The organism is Microbispora amethystogenes, assembly GCF_016863015.1.
GTDB lineage: Bacteria > Actinomycetota > Actinomycetes > Streptosporangiales > Streptosporangiaceae > Microbispora > Microbispora amethystogenes.
The window spans coordinates 39,894-55,953 of the sequence record NZ_BOOB01000026.1 but is presented as its reverse complement, the minus strand read 5'-3'; the positions used below and the strand labels follow the sequence as shown (position 1 = coordinate 55,953).

General features: G+C 71.4%; 18 protein-coding genes, 2 tRNA genes and 1 other RNA gene. 7 read left to right on the top strand and 14 right to left on the bottom strand.

What is annotated here, in order from left to right; all coding sequences use genetic code 11:
* The first annotated feature begins 65 nt into the window (after positions 1 to 65).
* Positions 66 to 929 (top strand): SURF1 family cytochrome oxidase biogenesis protein, encoded by an 864-nt coding sequence (locus Mam01_RS18235; protein WP_204286497.1) that lies wholly within the window; start codon positions 66 to 68, stop codon positions 927 to 929.
* A gap of 69 nt (positions 930 to 998) precedes the next feature.
* A complete protein-coding gene (locus Mam01_RS18230; protein WP_150933474.1) occupies positions 999 to 2,195 on the top strand; it encodes an amidohydrolase family protein in 1,197 nt (398 codons plus the stop codon).
* Here Mam01_RS18230 and Mam01_RS18225 read toward each other — a convergent pair.
* From Mam01_RS18225 to ffs, 9 genes are all read right to left on the bottom strand, one after another.
* Positions 2,192 to 2,587: a YkvA family protein gene (locus Mam01_RS18225; protein WP_204286496.1), complete on the bottom strand. Its 396-nt coding sequence runs from the start codon at positions 2,585 to 2,587 to the stop codon at positions 2,192 to 2,194. The genes Mam01_RS18230 and Mam01_RS18225 overlap by 4 nt on opposite strands.
* Positions 2,588 to 2,700: 113 nt before the next feature.
* The gene (locus Mam01_RS18220; RefSeq protein ID WP_225311379.1) at positions 2,701 to 3,348 is read right to left on the bottom strand and encodes a TetR/AcrR family transcriptional regulator; all 648 of its coding nucleotides are present in this window, start codon (positions 3,346 to 3,348) and stop codon (positions 2,701 to 2,703) included.
* Between the two features lie 72 nt (positions 3,349 to 3,420).
* A complete protein-coding gene (locus Mam01_RS18215) occupies positions 3,421 to 4,488 on the bottom strand; it encodes an aspartate-semialdehyde dehydrogenase (protein ID WP_204286495.1) in 1,068 nt (355 codons plus the stop codon).
* Complete coding sequence (locus Mam01_RS18210; RefSeq protein ID WP_150933478.1) at positions 4,485 to 5,759, bottom strand: aspartate kinase; 1,275 nt, start codon at positions 5,757 to 5,759, stop codon at positions 4,485 to 4,487. The genes Mam01_RS18215 and Mam01_RS18210 overlap by 4 nt, the downstream gene beginning before the upstream one ends.
* Positions 5,760 to 5,867: 108 nt before the next feature.
* A complete protein-coding gene (locus Mam01_RS18205) occupies positions 5,868 to 6,398 on the bottom strand; it encodes a DUF5063 domain-containing protein (RefSeq protein ID WP_111697605.1) in 531 nt (176 codons plus the stop codon).
* Complete coding sequence (gene recR / locus Mam01_RS18200) at positions 6,391 to 6,990, bottom strand: recombination mediator RecR (protein WP_150933479.1); 600 nt, start codon at positions 6,988 to 6,990, stop codon at positions 6,391 to 6,393. The genes Mam01_RS18205 and recR overlap by 8 nt, the downstream gene beginning before the upstream one ends.
* A 3-nt stretch (positions 6,991 to 6,993) precedes the next feature.
* Entirely contained in the window at positions 6,994 to 7,347 is a 354-nt protein-coding gene (locus tag Mam01_RS18195; protein WP_150933480.1) for a YbaB/EbfC family nucleoid-associated protein, read from the bottom strand.
* 191 nt (positions 7,348 to 7,538) lie between these two features.
* On the bottom strand, positions 7,539 to 9,704 hold the full coding sequence (locus Mam01_RS18190; RefSeq protein WP_204286494.1) for a DNA polymerase III subunit gamma and tau: 2,166 nt from the start codon (positions 9,702 to 9,704) through the stop codon (positions 7,539 to 7,541).
* 42 nt (positions 9,705 to 9,746) lie between these two features.
* Positions 9,747 to 9,842, bottom strand: an RNA gene (gene ffs / locus Mam01_RS18185) — signal recognition particle sRNA small type.
* Between the two features lie 85 nt (positions 9,843 to 9,927).
* Between ffs and Mam01_RS18180 the strand changes: the two genes are divergently transcribed.
* Positions 9,928 to 10,013: transfer RNA gene (locus Mam01_RS18180), tRNA-Ser, on the top strand.
* 98 nt (positions 10,014 to 10,111) lie between these two features.
* Here the strand turns inward: Mam01_RS18180 and Mam01_RS18175 are convergent.
* A complete protein-coding gene (locus Mam01_RS18175) occupies positions 10,112 to 11,689 on the bottom strand; it encodes a dolichyl-phosphate-mannose--protein mannosyltransferase (RefSeq protein WP_239101408.1) in 1,578 nt (525 codons plus the stop codon).
* A gap of 140 nt (positions 11,690 to 11,829) precedes the next feature.
* On the opposite strand from Mam01_RS18175, the gene ypfJ reads away from it, so the two are divergent.
* Entirely contained in the window at positions 11,830 to 12,690 is an 861-nt protein-coding gene (ypfJ, locus tag Mam01_RS18170; protein ID WP_204286493.1) for a KPN_02809 family neutral zinc metallopeptidase, read from the top strand.
* A gap of 78 nt (positions 12,691 to 12,768) precedes the next feature.
* On the top strand, positions 12,769 to 13,065 hold the full coding sequence (locus tag Mam01_RS18165; RefSeq protein ID WP_150933483.1) for a type II toxin-antitoxin system VapB family antitoxin: 297 nt from the start codon (positions 12,769 to 12,771) through the stop codon (positions 13,063 to 13,065).
* Between the two features lie 87 nt (positions 13,066 to 13,152).
* Here the strand turns inward: Mam01_RS18165 and Mam01_RS18160 are convergent.
* The 4 genes from Mam01_RS18160 to Mam01_RS18145 all read right to left on the bottom strand — a co-directional run bounded on the left by Mam01_RS18160 (position 13,153) and on the right by Mam01_RS18145 (position 14,808).
* Positions 13,153 to 13,240: transfer RNA gene (locus Mam01_RS18160), tRNA-Ser, on the bottom strand.
* Positions 13,241 to 13,303: 63 nt separating this feature from the next.
* Positions 13,304 to 13,789: a nucleoside deaminase gene (locus tag Mam01_RS18155; protein WP_204286564.1), complete on the bottom strand. Its 486-nt coding sequence runs from the start codon at positions 13,787 to 13,789 to the stop codon at positions 13,304 to 13,306.
* 32 nt (positions 13,790 to 13,821) lie between these two features.
* Positions 13,822 to 14,304: a tRNA adenosine deaminase-associated protein gene (locus Mam01_RS18150; protein ID WP_117408388.1), complete on the bottom strand. Its 483-nt coding sequence runs from the start codon at positions 14,302 to 14,304 to the stop codon at positions 13,822 to 13,824.
* 15 nt (positions 14,305 to 14,319) lie between these two features.
* On the bottom strand, positions 14,320 to 14,808 hold the full coding sequence (locus tag Mam01_RS18145) for a tRNA adenosine deaminase-associated protein (protein ID WP_117408420.1): 489 nt from the start codon (positions 14,806 to 14,808) through the stop codon (positions 14,320 to 14,322).
* A 138-nt stretch (positions 14,809 to 14,946) separates the two neighbouring features.
* On the opposite strand from Mam01_RS18145, the gene upp reads away from it, so the two are divergent.
* Together upp and Mam01_RS18135 are read left to right on the top strand one after the other, a co-directional pair.
* Complete coding sequence (gene upp, locus Mam01_RS18140; protein ID WP_204286492.1) at positions 14,947 to 15,585, top strand: uracil phosphoribosyltransferase; 639 nt, start codon at positions 14,947 to 14,949, stop codon at positions 15,583 to 15,585.
* A 218-nt stretch (positions 15,586 to 15,803) separates the two neighbouring features.
* A complete protein-coding gene (locus Mam01_RS18135; protein WP_150933485.1) occupies positions 15,804 to 16,022 on the top strand; it encodes a hypothetical protein in 219 nt (72 codons plus the stop codon).
* The last annotated feature ends 38 nt before the right edge of the window (positions 16,023 to 16,060 follow it).

Here is a 16,060-nt window from a genome sequence, read left to right as displayed (position 1 = left end):
CCACGCAGCCTGACTTACCGACGCCTGACATACGGACCACCCGTGGGGCTGCCTAGGCTGGTCACGTGTACCGGTTCCTCCTCACACGCCGCTGGGTCGGGCTGCACCTGCTCGTGCTCGCGCTGATCCCCGCCTTCTTCTTCCTGGGGAAGTGGCAGTGGGGGCGGTTCGAGGAGAATTCGGCCAGAAGCACCAGGATCACCGCCAACCTCGCCGCCGCGCCCGTGCCGATCGACCGGCTCGACCGGCCCGGCGGGGCCGTACCGGAGAAGGACGGGCACCGTCTCGTCACCGCGACCGGGCGGTACGACCCCGCGCACGAGCTCGTGGTGCGCCGCCGCACCCTCAACGCCCGGGTCGGGTTCTACGTGGTCACCCCGCTCGTCACCCCCGGCGGCGCCGTACTGGTGAACCGGGGCTGGGTCCCGGCCGGCGCGACCGCGGACGCGCCGCCGCGAGTGCCCGCGCCGCCCGCCGGAGAGGTGACGGTGACCGGGCGGCTGCGCCCGGCCGAGACGCGGGAGAACAGCGGGATCAGGGTCCGGGCCGGGCTGCCCGCCGGCCAGATCCTGCTGATCGACACGTCCGCGGTGGCCAAGGGCCTGCCGTACCCGGTCTACGGCGGCTTCGTCGAGCTGACCGACCAGCGCCCGCCGGCCGGCGCCTCCCCCGAGCTCCTGCCGGCGCCGGACGTGGGCGCCGGCGGCGGGCTCAACCTCGCGTACGCCGTGCAGTGGTGGTTGTTCATCGGGATCGCGGTGGGCGGCTGGGTCCTGCTCGTCCGGCGAGAGGCCCGCGATCTGCGGGAGGCCGGGGACACGGGGGAGGACACCGGGGACGACACCGGGGAGGACGCCGTCCCCGAGGACGCGCCACGCAGCGTGATCAGCCCAGTGATCACACCCAGTGACCGGGACACCGCAAGGTGAGCGAACGGATACCAACCGGAGACCTTGCAGCTTGTACGGTGTTATCCCTTGGCTTTACCGTTTACTCTCGTGACGACGCCGCTGCATCCCGACCCAGAGCCGAGGCGGCGGGACTACGTGATCATTTCGGTCGACGATCATCTGATCGAGCCGGCCGACCTCTTCGAGGGCCGTCTCCCGGAGAAGTACAAGGACCTCGCGCCCAAGGTCGTCGAGACCGAGGCGGGTCACCAGGTGTGGCGGTACGGCGGCGCCACCTATCCCTGCGCCGGGGTCGACGTGGGGGCGGGCCTGCCCAAGGAGCAGTGGACCCTCGACCCCGTGCGCTTCGACGACATGCGGCCGGGCTGCCACGACATCGAGGAACGCATCGGTGACATGGACCGCGCCGGGATCTGGGCGGCCCTCTGCTTCCCCGGGATGCTGGCGAGCCAGGCGGGCGTGGCGTTCGGCCGCACCCGCGACCAGGACCTCGGGCTCGCGCTGGTGCGGGCGTGGAACGACTGGCACGTCGACGTGTGGGCGGGCAGCTACCCCGAGCGCATGATCGCGCTCCAGCTGCCCTGGCTGCCCGACCCCGAGGTCGCGGCCAAGGAGATCAGGGAGAACGCCGCCCGCGGCTTCAAGGCCGTCGTGTTCCCCGAGTTCCCCACCCGGCTGCGGCTGCCGTCCATCCACAGCCGGCACTGGGACCCGTTCTTCGCCGCCTGCGAGGAGACCGGAACGGTCGTCTGCCTGCACACCGGAGCGTCCTCCTGGGCGCCGGTGCCCTCGCCCGACACCCCGGTCGAGGCGATCACCACGCTGATCCCGGCCAGCGCGATGTTCGCCTGCGCCGACTGGCTCTGGTCGGGGGTCGCGCTGCGCTTCCCCAAGCTGCGCGTCCTGATCGTGGAGGGCGGCGTGGGCTGGCTGCCGATGCTGGCCGAGCGGGCCGACTACGCGCTCGACCACCCCGTCGCGGGCGAGCCCGCCTGGGAGGGCGGCCTGAAGCCCAGCGAGGTGCTGCGGCGCAACTTCTTCTTCGGCACCCTCGACGACAGCGCGCTCAGCTCGGTGCGGCTGGCCGTCGGCATGGAGCACGTCCTGCTGGAGACCGGCTATCCGCGTGCCGAGTCGACCTGGCCGGACACCCAGCGCGCGGTGGCCCGCAACCTCGGCAGCCTGCCCCCGGCCGACATCGCCCGGGTCTCGTACGGCAATGCCGCCCGGCTGTTCGGCCATCCGTTGCCGTCACGGGCCTGGCTGCGGATGGAACAGCTCTAACGCCGCGCTCGACCCTTGTGCACGGACCCGGTGTGCGCGGACCCGGTGTGCGCGGGCCCGGTGTGGACGGAGCGGGCGCCGTTCTCCCAGTCGACGAACTGGCCGCTCTCGCCGAGCAGCGCGGTCGCCAGCCACAGCAGGACGCCGAAGTCGTCGACGATCCCGATGCCGAGGAGGAAGTCGGGCACCACGTCGATGGGGGAGACGATGTACGCCACGGCCATGCCGAGCATGGCCAGCTTGCCCTTCGTCAGGCCGTGATACTCGCCCTTGACGGCGGCGCGGATCATCCGGGGCACGGCCTTGAGGCGCGCTCCGACGCCGGGCGATCCCGGCCGGGACACCTCGCGGTAGGCGCGCCAGGTGGCCGCCGCACGTCCTGCCTTCACCATGAGGACACCTCCCGGGGGACACCAGTGCAGGGCACCGGCTGCGGGACACCAGCTGAGGAACACTGCCCGCCCTGTCCTCCCGTTAACGTACGGCCGTGCCCGCCCGGTTCCTGTCACGCCCGCAGCTCGTGCACCACCTCGATGACCTCCCTGGCCACGCCCTTGATGCCGGGCAGGTGCGACAGGGCGACCAGCCGGTCGACGAGCGGGACGACCCGGTCGATGAGGCGGTGGGTGCGCGCGCAGCCGGGCGAGGAGTCGTGCACCCAGAACAGCACGACGCCCATCCACAGCATCCACAGCAGCTCGGGCAGCTCCTCGCGCAGTTCGTCGTCCATGCGCCCCGCCGACCCGTCGACGACCTCCCGGTAGAGCGCGATGGCCGACTCCCGCGCGGGCGCCGACTCGGCGCTGAACGGGCTGAGCGGGTTGCTCGGCTCGGCGGCGTGCTTGAAGAACTTCACCGCGAACTCGTGGTACGGCTCGGAGATCCGCACCCACTCCCGCAGCACGCCGCCGAGGCGTCCGGCGAAGGACCGCTCGGCGGCGAACACCTCGCGGCAGGCGGCCTCGTGCGTCGCCTGCGCGCGGTCGTAGTACGCCTGGACCAGCTGTTCCTTGGACGTGAAGTAGTAGTAGGCGTTGCCCACCGACACGCCCGCCTCCGCGGCGATCGCACGCATCGTGGTCGCCTCGTACCCCCGCTCCCGGAACAGCCGGAGGGCCGTCTCGACGATGAGCTCCCGTGTCTTCTCGGCCACGATCGTCACTGTACGGCGTCACTGTACGGCGCGGCCGGGCGCGGAGCGGGGGTCAGGCGAACTCAGGAGGACTCAGGCGAACTCGGTGGCGACCAGCGCGGCGATCTCGGCGGTGTTCAGCGCGGCGCCCTTGCGGAGGTTGTCACCGCACACGAACAGGTCGAGCGTGTTGGGGAAGTCGAGCGCCTGCCGGATCCGGCCGACGTAGGTCGGGTCGGTGCCCACCACGTCCGCCGGCGTGGGGAACACGCCGTTGGCCGGGTCGTCCAGCACCACCACGGTCGGCGCGGCGTCGAGGATCTCCCGGGCGCCCTCGACGGTCACCTCCCGCTCGAACGTCGCGTGGACGGCCAGCGAGTGGGTGGTCACCACGGGGACGCGCACGCAGGTCGCGGAGACCCGCAGGTCCGGGATGCCGAGGATCTTGCGCGACTCGTTGCGGACCTTCAGCTCCTCCGACGTCCAGCCACCGCCCCGGATCGAGCCCGCCAGCGGCACCACGTTGAGCGCCAGCGGAGCCGGGAACGGCGAGTCGGCCAGGTCGGGCACGGTCTTGCGCACGTCGCCGGCCACCGTGCCCATCGTCCGGTCGCCCGCGACGGCCTCGATCTCGGCGTACAACCGCTCGGGGCCGGCCACTCCGGCGCCGGAGACGGCCTGGTAGGAGGCGACGACCAACTCGCGCAGGCGGTACTCACGGTGCAGCGCGCCCATCGCGGCCATCATCGACAGCGTCGTGCAGTTGGGGTTGGAGATGATCCCCTTGGGCCGGTTGCGGGCCTGCTCGGGGTTGCACTCGGGCACCACGAGCGGCACGTCCGGGTCCATCCGGAAGGCGCCGGAGTTGTCCACGGCCACCGCGCCGCGCTCGGCGGCGATCGGCGCCCACTCGGCGGACACCTCGTCAGGCACGTCGAACATCGCGATGTCGACGCCGTCGAAGGCCTCCGGCGACAACGCCTGGACCACGACGTCCTCGCCGCGCACGCTCAGCACCTTCCCCGCCGAACGCGGGGAGGCGATAAGCCGGATCTCGCCGTACGCGTCGGACAGGTCGCGGCGGTTGGTCAGGATGTCGAGCATGACCGTGCCGACGGCGCCGGTCGCGCCGACGACGGCCAAAACGGGCTTGCGGCTCATCTTCCGGTACCTCCGTACACAACGGCCTCGACCTGGTCGGAGTCGAGGTCGAACGCGCGGTGGGCGGCGGCGACCGCGGTGTCCACCTCGTTCTGCCCCACGACGACGGAGATGCGGATCTCCGAGGTCGAGATCATCTCGATGTTCACTCCGGCGTCGGCCAGCGCGCCGAAGAACGTGGCGGTGACGCCCGGGTGCGAGCGCATGCCCGCGCCGACGAGCGACACCTTGCCGATCTGGTCGTCGTACAGCAGCGACTCGAACGCGACCTGGCTCTGGATCTTCTTCAGCGCGGTGAGGGCCGTCTGGCTGTCGTTCACCGGCAGCGTGAAGGAGATGTCCGTCCGCCCGGTCGCGGCGGCCGACACGTTCTGCACGATCATGTCAATGTTGATCTCCGCGTCCGCCAGCGTGCGGAAGATGGCGGCGGCCTCGCCGACCTTGTCGGGCACCCCGACCACAGTGATCTTGGCCTCGCTCCGGTCGTGCGCCACCCCGGAGATGATGGGCTGCTCCACTTCGGTTCCTTCGCTGTAGGGGTCGGAGACGACCCAGGTGCCTTCCCTCGTGCTGAACGAGCTTCTGACGTGGATGGGCAGGTTGAACCTGCGGGCGTACTCCACGCAGCGCAGGTGCAGGATCTTGGCCCCGCACGCGGCCATCTCCATCGTCTCCTCGTAGGAGATCCGCGGGATCTGCCGTGCCGTGCGGACGATGCGGGGATCGGCGGTGTAGATGCCGTCCACGTCGGTGTAGATCTCGCAGACGTCCGCGCCGAGCGCCGCCGCGAGGGCGACGGCCGTGGTGTCGGAGCCGCCCCGGCCGAGCGTCGTGATGTCCTTGCTGTCCTGGGAGACCCCCTGGAACCCGGCCACGATCGCGATCTGCCCGGAGTCGACCGCCTCCCTGATGCGGCTCGGCGTCACGTCGATGATGCGCGCCTTGCCGTGCGTCGAGTCGGTGATCACGCCGGCCTGCGAGCCGGTGAAGCTACGCGCCTCGTGACCGAGGTTGGCGATCGCCATCGCGAGCAGCGCCATGGAGATCCGCTCACCCGAGGTGAGCAGCATGTCGAGCTCGCGGCCGGGCGGCAGCGGCGACACCTGCTGGGCCAGGTCGAGCAGTTCGTCGGTGGTGTCGCCCATCGCGGAGACCACCACCACGACGTCGTTGCCCGCTTTTTTCGTCGCCACGATCCGCTGGGCGACCCGCTTGATGCAGGACGCGTCGGCTACGGAGGAACCACCGTACTTTTGCACAACGAGCGCCACTGGAATCTCCAACGAATCAGGACGTGGAGCTCACAGTGTACTTGTGCGTCCCAAACGCCCACCGTACGCGACCAGCATGTGGACGGTCAGACCGCGATCAGACCGCGATCAGACCGTCGTCCCCTCTTCGACCACGTCGAGGCGGGCGTGCGCGACAAGCGACTGCAGGGCCCGCAGCGCCGCACCGGCGTGGTTGCCCCACGTGTTGAAGTAGGAGAACTGCCACCACCACAGCGCCTCGAGAGGACGGCCCGCGCCGTAGTGGCGCAGCCCGTGGATGAGGTCGGCCGCCACCGCCGCGAGGTCGTCCGACAGCCGGTACGGCGTGACGGCGTCGTCCTTGTAGGGGTCGAACACCTCGGCGTAGTCGTCCACCGGCCCGAGCCGGGCGGCCAGCGCCGTACGGAGGGGGTCGATGTCGGGGTCCTCGCTCAGCACGGGCTCGACGTTCCCCTGCAGGATCACGTCCTGCGCGGCCCCGAGCTGGGTGCCCGCGAGGCTGACCTGGGCCACCTCCACCAGAAGCAGCGGCAGCGTCGCGTCGCCGCCCTCGCCGCCGGCCAGGCGGGTCAGGCCGTCGATGTAGTTCTGCGCGTGTCCGGCGACGCGTGCGGCCAGGTCGTTCCACTCGTCAGACATCCAGCAGCCTCCGTCCTTCGAAAGCGCGGCCCAGGGTGACCTCGTCGGCGTACTCGAGATCACCGCCCACAGGCAGGCCGCTGGCCAGTCGGGTCACCTTCAGCCCCAAAGGTTTGACGAGCCTGGCCAGATAGGTGGCCGTCGCCTCGCCTTCGAGGTTCGGGTCGGTAGCGAGGATCAGCTCGGTGACCTGGCCGTCGGCCAGCCGGACCATCAACTCGCGAATCTTCAGGTCGTCCGGCCCGACACCGTCGATCGGGCTGATCGCTCCTCCGAGCACGTGGTAGCGGCCGCGGAACTCGCGGGTCCTCTCGATCGCCACCACGTCCTTCGGTTCCTCGACCACGCAGATCACCTGCGGGTCACGCCGCTGGTCGCGGCAGATGCGGCATTCCTCTTCCGCGGCGACGTTTCCGCAAACCCGGCAGAAGCGCACCTTCTCCTTGACCTCCAGCAGCGCGTGCGCCAGCCGTTTGACGTCGGCCGGGTCGGCGGCGAGAAGGTGGAACGCGATCCGCTGCGCGCTCTTGGGACCGACGCCGGGCAGCAGCCCGAGCTCGTCGATCAGATTCTGGACGACCCCTTCGTACATGCTCTAGAACCCCGGCAGCTGACCGCCGCCGAAGCCGCCCCCCAGACCCTGCGCGAGCGGGCCCAGCTTCTCCTGCTGCAGCTCGGCCGCGGCGCGTACGGCGTCCCGCACGGCGGCGAGCACCAGGTCCGCGATCGTCTGCGCGCTCTCCTCCGGGTCGCTCGTGTCGATGGCGACCGGGCTGATCTCGAGTTCCAGCAGCTCGCCGCTGCCGTTCACGGTGGCGCGGACGAGCCCGCCGCCGGCGGTCCCGTCGACCTCGGCGTCGCTGAGCTCCTGCTGCGCGGTGACGAGCTGCTGCTGCATCAGCTGAGCCTGCTCCAGCAACTGCTGGAGATTGACATCTCCTGGATTCACGATGGTGCGCTCCTCAGCATCCAGCGACGTGTTCGTCGCGACGAGCCTACGGCGTCCGTCCCCGTTTCCGCACCGGAGCCGGTACGCGTGTTCCGCCCGGGGCCGTCGGCGGACGGACACCGGTTACCCCACCAGTCTCCGTCCATGCGGTGTCCGTCTCCCGCGCGGGTGAGGCGCTCAGGAGCGGCCGATCAGGAGTGGTCGATCTCCTCGATGATCCGGCCGCCGAGCTCGTGCTGGATCAGGGCCATGCCGGTCAGCTCGCTCACGTCCGCGCCCGCGTCGCCGCGGCCGGGAACCGTCTCCGGCCAGGCCTGGCGTGGCCTCGCCGGCGCGGCGGACCGCCCGGCCGGTCTCGCGGTGGCGAACGCGGACGACGCCCCCGACGGCGGACCGGGCGACGGGCTGTCGAAGTCGTCCGAGGGCGCGTCCGGCCAGCTCTCGTCGGTCGTCCCGCCGGTGCCCGCCCCGCCGTTCCCGGCCGGCGGAGCCGTGGGCTGGGCGCCGGTCGGGGCAGCAGCCGGGGCAGCAGTCGGGGCGGCACTGGGAGGCGCGGCGGCCGATGACGGCGCTGTGGACGCCGCGGGCGCCGTGGCCATCGACGATCCGGTGGGCGCGACCGGCGCGGGCGGCGCCGCGGGGGCGGGCGGGCCGGACGGGCCGCGCGCGGCGGAGCCGGACGGGCCCGGGCCCGAGCCGCCGACGACCACCTCGACGCGCCAGACGCCGCCGAGCACCTCGCCGAGGGCGGCGGCCACCGTCTCGTCGCGCTTGCCCTTGAGGAAGCCCTGCACGTCGCCCGGCTTCTCGAAGCCGATGGTCACCACGTTGCCCTCGACGCCGAGCAGCCTGCCCTGGGCGTTGAGGATGATCCAGGCGACCTTCTGCCGGTTCCTGATCGCCTCCAGCACCCGCGGCCAGGCCTGGTGCACCGGCCCGCCGCCCTGGACCACGCCCGTCGAGGGCGCCTGGGCCTGGGCCTGCGCGGGCGGCTGCGCGGCCCCCGAGCCGGGCCGTACGGGAGTGGGCCAGTCGTCGGCGTCGCCGGTCCTCGCGGGGGCGGCCGCCGGTGGCCGCGGGCTCTGCGCTGCGGACGGTGCCGCGGATGGCGCCGCCTGCGGGGCCACAGGAGGTGCCGCCGGTGGTGCCGCAGGCGGCGCGGCCGGCGGCGGGGCGGCGGCGACGGCGTGCGTCCCGGCCACGACGCCGCGCTCCAGCCGTTCGAGCCGGGTCAGCAGCGCGGCCTCGCCCTGGTCGGCGCCGGGCAGCAGCACGCGGGCGCACACGAGTTCCAGCAGCAGGCGGGGAGAGGTCGCGCCGCGCATCTCGGTCAGCCCGGCGTTGAAGACCTCCGCCGCCCGGGTCAGCTCGGCGGGGCCCATGGACGCCGCCTGCGCCTGGAGGCGCTCCAGCTCGTCGGCCGGCCGGTCGAGCAGGCCGCTGCCCGCGGCCTCGGGGACGTTGGAGAGGATCACCAGGTCGCGGAAGCGTTCGAGCAGGTCGGTGGCGAAGCGGCGGGGGTCGTGACCGCCCTCGATCACCCGGTGCACCGCGTGGAACACGGCCGCGCCGTCCCGCTTGGCGAACGCGTCGACCACCTCGTCCAGCAGGTCGCCGTCGGTGTAGCCGAGCAGGGACACGGCCCGCGGGTAGGTGATGCCGGCCTCGTCCGCGCCCGCGAGAAGCTGGTCGAGGATCGACAGCGTGTCGCGGGCCGACCCGGCGCCCGCCCGGACGACGAGCGGTAACGCGGCCGGCTCGTACGGCACCGACTCGGATTCGAGGATCTCCTCCATGAGCCGCCGCAGCGTGGCGGGCGGCATCAGCCGGAACGGATAGTGGTGGGTGCGGGACTTGATCGTCCCGATGACCTTCTCCGGCTCGGTGGTGGCGAAGACGAACTTGAGGTGCGGCGGCGGTTCCTCGACCAGCTTCAGCAGCGCGTTGAAGCCCTCACGGGTGACCATGTGGGCCTCGTCGATGATGTAGATCTTGAATCTCGCCGAGACGGGGGCGAAGAACGCCCGCTCGCGCAGATCACGCGCGTCGTCCACGCCGCCGTGGGACGCCGCGTCGATCTCGATGACGTCGAGGTGGCCGGGCCCGGTGGGCGCCAGCGCCACGCAGGACTCGCACGTGCCACAGGGGTCCGGCGTCGGGCCCTGCTCGCAGTTGAGCGACCGCGCGAGGATGCGCGCGCTGGAGGTCTTGCCGCAGCCGCGCGGGCCGCTGAAGAGATAGGCGTGGTGGATCCGGCCGCTGCGCAACGCCTGGCGCAGCGGGTCGGTGACGTGTTCCTGCCCCTTGACCTCGGCGAACGTCCCGGGTCTGTACTTGCGGTACAGCGCAAGACTCATGCCGCCTCCTCGGGGGGTCGACCCGGCCGGCGTACCCGCTAACTGAGAGACCCCTCGCACACCCGCCAGAGCCCGCTTATCCTTGCTGCCTTCCGGCCCTGGGGAGGTTCACAGGATGACGCCGCGCGAGGGGTCCGCTGGACAGTCTAGCCACTCGCCGGGGGTGCGCGGGACGTCGAATCACACGTCGAAACCACACCGGAAGTGAGCTAAGCTGTCCGACGGAGGATTCGCCTAGTTGGCCTAGGGCGCACGCTTGGAAAGCGTGTTGGGGGCAACCCCTCAGGAGTTCGAATCTCCTATCCTCCGCGCTTGGTTGAGCAGCAAGAACGCGAAAGGCCCGGTCCATCCAACCGGGCCTTTCGCGCGTCTGGGCCTCGATCTTGCTCTCAGCCGACCGGACCCGGCTAGATCCAGCTGCGCAGGAGCATGCGGCTCAGCCAGGTGTCGTACGGCACGGGGACGGCGGTGAGGACCGGGGACAGCCACCAGAAGTCGGCCAGGGCCAGCAGGACGAACGCGCCCACCAGCGCCGCGCCCGTGGAGCGCCGCATGGCCGAGGAGCCCGGCGGCCCGAGGACGAGCCCGCAGGCGAGCACGATCGCGAGGATCAGGAACGGCAGCGCGGGCAGCAGGTAGAACAGGAACGTCGTGCGGTGGTCGGCCAGCGCGAAGTAGCACCACGGCAGCCAGGCCGCCGCGTAGCCGAGCACGACGGTCCCCGCCCGCCAGTCGCGGGTGGTCAGGTGCCACACCACCATCGCGAGCAGCGCGAGCAGTCCGGCGTACCAGACGACCGGGGTGCCGGTCCCGAGGATCGCCTGGCTGCAGGAGCGCGCCCCGCAAGCTCCGGGCGACGAGCGGTAGTAGAAGAGGACCGGGCGTAACAGCAGCGGCCAGCCCCAGGGGTCCGACTGGTAGTCGTGGTGGGCGCTCAGGCCCTGGTGGAAACCCAGCACCTGGCTCTGGTAGTCGATCAGGGACCGCAGCGAGTCGACGACGAAGTAGGCCCAGCCGTTCTGGCTCGCGCGGTCCCAGTTGCGGCCGTAGCCGCCGGCCGAGGCCAGCCACCCGGCGAACGACGCGACGTACGCGGTGGCGGGGACGGCGCAGAGCCACGCGAGCACGAGCGGCAGGTCGAGGCGGGCCGCCTGCCGGCCCGGGCGGCGCAGCCCGGCGGCCCGCCTGGCGCCGCGGTCCCAGGCGAACGCCATCACCGCGAACGCCACGACGAAGAGCACGCCGGTCCACTTCGTGGCCGTCGCCGCCCCGAGGCACAGCCCGGCGGCCAGCCGCCAGAGCCGGGGGCCGAGCCGCGGACCGAGAGGGAGCCCGGGTCCTTCCGGGGCCGAGGTGCGGTGCCACTCCGCCAGGCGGGCACGGGCGGCGTCGCGGTCGGCGACCAGGCAGGCGAAGCCCGCGAGCACCCAGAACGTGAGGAAGACGTCGAGCAGCGCCGACCGCGACAGCACGAGGTGCAGGCCGTCCAGCGCCAGCAGCAGGCCCGCGAGACAGCCGAGCAGCGTCGAACGGGTCATCCGGCGGGCGACCCGCGCCAGGACCAGCACGCTCAGCGTTCCGGCGAGCGCGGCGGCGAAGCGCCAGCCGAAGGGCGTCAGGCCGAACAGCCACTCCCCCGCGCCGATCAGCCACTTGCCCAGCGGCGGATGGGCGACGTAGGCGGCGCAGTCCTCCGGCTGGGCGCAGGCGCGGAAGACGTCCCTGCCGCCGCGCAGGATCGTCTCCTCCGCGCCGTCGGCGAACTGCCGCTCGACCCCGTACGTGATCAGCGAGTAGGCGTCCTTGGCGTAGTACAGCTCGTCGAAGACGAAGGCGTGCGGCATGTCGAGACGATCGAACCGGAGGAACCCCCCGAACGCGGCCACGGCCAGGGGGCCGAACCAGCCGAGCCGGCCCAGCCGGCCGAGCCCGTCGCGCCCGCCCGGCATCGGCGGCACCAGCCGGTGTGCGGCGCTCCTGGGCACGCGCGCATCCTAACCCGCGCGGAGTCAGGCATGATCACTCCTAAGCGGGGCAGTAGGCCCGGCGAGCAACAACGCAGTCGAGCAACGCAGTGCGGCAGTGAGTGACGGCAGTGACGGCAACGCCATCGGGAGCGTCGCAGATGGATTTCGATGATCGAGCGCAACTCGACACCTCGCAGGTCGAGGACGTCGGCGGAGGTGGCGGGTTCCGGGGTGGCGGCCTGGCCGTCGGCGGCGGCGCCGCCGGCATCATCGCCCTCATCGTGGCCCTGATCTTCGGTATCAACCCCGGGAACATCACGGGCGGCGGGGACGAGCCCACCGGGGCGCAGCCCACCACCGACCTGAACTCCCAGTGCAAGAGCGGCGCCGACGCCGACCAGTCGGAGAAGTGCCGGGTCGTGGGAGTGGTCAACAGCATCCAGAAGTACTGGGGCGACCAGGTCCAGGGCTACACCAAGGCGAAGACCACGCTGTTCTCGGGCGGGGTGCAGACCGGATGCGGCGCGGCCGACTCGTCCGTCGGCCCCTTCTACTGCCCCAACGACAAGCACGTCTACCTCGACCTGTCGTTCTTCGACGAACTGCAGTCGCGGTTCGGGGCCAAGGGCGGCCCGTTCGCGCAGGCGTACGTGATCGCCCACGAGTACGGCCACCACGTGCAGGACCTGCTCGGCACGATGAACAAGGTCGGCCAGGAGCAGGGCGCGGAGAGCGGCTCCGTACGGCTCGAACTGCAGGCGGACTGCTACGCGGGCGTGTGGGCGAAGAACGCGGTGAGCACGGGCTTCTACGCCGAGGAGTTCACCGACGCCGACATCAAGGAGGCGATCGACGCCGCCGCGGCGGTCGGCGACGACCACATCCAGGAGCAGGCGCAGGGCAGGGTCAACCCGGACGCGTTCACGCACGGCACGTCGGCCCAGCGGACCAAGTGGTTCAAGAACGGCTACGAGTCGGGCGACCCTGGACGCTGCGACACCTTCTCCGGGAGCATCTGAGACCCATGTGAGGCCGATGCAGGGGCCGCCGCACGGCCTGCGGCGGCTCCGTTTGCCACGTCTCCTAAACTACATAGCGTGATCTTTAAGTTGGTCGGCGACGGACGGCCCTACCCGGAACACGGACTGTCCTCCCGAGAGTGGGCGCGGATCCCGCCCCGGCAGGTCCGGCTCGACACGCTGGTCACCACGAAGGCGGTGCTGGACCTGCACTCGTTGCTCAGCAAGGACTCGACCTTCTACGGCGACCTGTTCCCGCACGTGGTGCAGTGGCAGGGCGAGCTGTACCTGGAGGACGGCCTGCACCGCGCGCTGCGGGCCGCGCTGCACCAGCGCTCCGTGCTGCACGCCCGCGTGCTGGAGCTGCAGGACTGACGCCACCCGCACAACGAGAAGAGCCGCCGACCTGCTCACGCGGGTCGGCGGCTCTTTCGGTGTCCCAAGGCAGTGGTCCCAGGACAGTGGCGGTGGAGGTGGGATTTGAACCCACGGTAGGTTGCCCTACACACGCTTTCGAGGCGTGCGCCCTCGGCCACTAGGCGACTCCACCGCGCAGCAGCTTACCGGACGAACACCACTGCCCGCGCACCCGTTTCGCCCAGCGGCCCCGCGATCAGGCGCGGCGATCGGAGAAGAAGCCGCTCAGCACGGCCGCGCACTCGCCGGCCAGCACTCCCATGACGACCTCGGGCCGGTGGTTGAGCCTGCGGTCCCGCAGGACGTCCCACAGGGAGCCGGCCGCGCCCGCCTTCTCGTCCACCGCGCCGTACACCACCCGGTCGACCCGGGCGAGCACGGCGGCGCCGGCGCACATCGTGCAGGGCTCCAGGGTGACGACCAGGGTGCAGCCGGTCAGCCGCCAGTCACCCCGGACGGCCGCGGCGGCCCGGAGGGCGAGCACCTCGGCGTGGGCGGTGGGGTCACCGCTCGCCTCGCGGTCGTTGCCCGCCGCCGCGAGCACGCGACCCGGTTCCCGATCGCCCGCCGCCGAACCACCAGCCTCCAAACCACCGGCCGCCGTGGGACCGAGCAGCACGGCGCCGACCGGCACCTCCCCGCGCTCGCCCGCCCGTACGGCCTCCGCCAGCGCCAGCCGCATGGCGGCGTCGTACGGCCCCGGCGGCGAGCCGGTCACCGCAGGCGTTCGAGCTCGTCGGCGAACCCGAGCCGTTCGGCGATGAGAGACAGGATGTCGGCGGGCAGCACGCCCTCCTCCATGCTGAGCTCCAGCAGTTCCTCAGCGCTCAGCGAGAAGTCGGCGAGCAGTTCGAGGTCGCCCACCGGGCGGATGCCGAGATCGGGGGTGTCCTTGTCCACCACCACACCGGCGAGCTCGGCGAAGATCTCCCCGAGCGGGTCGTGCTGCGCCGCGTGCGCGTCGGAGATGAACACGCGCGGATCGAGATCGTCCTCGTAGCGGATGATCGCGAACCACTCGTCCTCGACCTCCACGCAGAGCAGGGCCAGCTCGTCGCCGTTGAGCCCGAGCGCCTCCTGCAGGGCGTCGCCCAGGTCGTCGGCGATCTCGGCCTCGCCGAGGTCGACCTCGGCTCCGGCCCAGCGGCCGTCGATGCGGGCGAAACCGGCGGAGAAGAGGTTGGATCTGGAGGGCATTGCCGTCTCCCCAGGTCAGCCGATGGCGGCGTCGACGGCGCGTTCGAAGGGCTGGGAGAAGCCCAGCCGCGCGGCGATACTCGACAGCACCTCGTCGGGCAGCAGGTCGAGGTCGCCGGACAGGGCGCCCAGCTCCATCTCGTCGAGCCCGAGGTCGGCGAAGATGGACAGGTCACCGGCCGGAAGGACGCTGTCGAGCTCCTCCTCCTCGGGCACCGGCACCTCGAGATACTCGAGGGCCTGCTGCGCCAGCGGCCACTCCCAGGCGGCCGTGACATCCGAGAGGAAGACGTCGACCTGCTCGCCGAAGACCCGCAACGCCACGAAGAAGTCATCCCCTACGGCGACCATGCCAATCGTGGTCCCCATGCTCGGCGTCTGCCGCAGCGCGTGAATGAGCCCGTCCAGGTCAGAGGTGAGCGCCACCGGGAGCATCTCGGCCTCCCAGCGGTCCTCTTCCCGATACACAACGATGGCGAAGTCAAGAGTGTCCACGTCTGTCATCGTCTTCCCCACCGCACGGTCCTCACGCACGGAATCGTCGCAGAATCGGGGTCCCGCCGTACGGTGCTCACGCCAAATCGTGATCAAAGAGTCAGGCGACGTCGAGGCAGGACGTCGGAGACGGTAACTTTTGTTCCCATGCAGACCCTCATCGTCGACCACCCGCTCGTCGCCCACAAGCTCACGGCGCTGCGCGACGCGCGGACCGACTCGCCGACGTTCCGCCGTCTGGCCGACGAACTGGTCACCCTCCTCGCCTACGAGGCGACCCGCGACGTGCAGGTGACCGACGTCACGGTCGACACGCCGCTCGCCCCCGCCCAGGGCGTACGGCTCGCCCGTCCCGTCCCGCTCGTCGTGCCCATCCTGCGGGCCGGGCTGGGGATGCTCGACGGGATGACCCGGCTGCTGCCGACCGCCGAGGTCGGCTTCCTCGGGATGATCCGCGACGAGTCCACGCTCAAGGCCCAGACGTACGCCACCCGGCTGCCCGAGGACCTCTCCGGGCGCCAGTGCTACGTGCTGGACCCGATGCTGGCGACCGGCGGCACTCTCGCGGCGGCGATCGAGTTCCTGTTCGGCCGCGGCGCGCGGGACGTCACCGCGATCTGCCTGCTCGCCGCTCCCGAGGGAATCGCGTATCTGGACGAGGCGTTCCGGGGCGGCGAACGGCCCATCCGGGTGGTGACCGCCGCCCTCGACGAGCGGCTCAACGAGAACGGCTACATCGTGCCCGGCCTCGGCGACGCCGGCGACCGCCTGTACGGCGTGGTCTGACAGCACCTTCTTGACGGCACTGTCCGATGGCACTTTCTGAAGGCACTTTCTGAAGGCACAGACTGACGACGCGGGCTGACGGCGTGGTCTGATTTCCCTCTCCTTCCGCACGCTCCGCGCCCTTCTCTCCCTGGTTACGCGCTGCTGCCGATAGGGTACGCAGTGTGATGACGACGTCACCTCGCGCTCACGCGAGCGGGGCGCCACAGGGAGAGCGATTGAGCCAGCATCCGGGCGGCGAGCACTACGAGCAGCTCGAGGCCCTGCTCAGGGACGAGTTCGCGGGAGTGCATCCGCCCGCGACGGTGGCCCGGTGCGTGCAGGCCGCCCACCACGGCGCCGTCGAGGTCATCGGCCACGCGCCCGCCGGGCTCGTGGAGCGGATCGCCCGCAAACACCTGCGGGTGCTCGCGACCGCCGCCGAGGGGCGGGGCTGACACCGTCACGATCACTGATCCCGTTCGCGGTTCGCCGC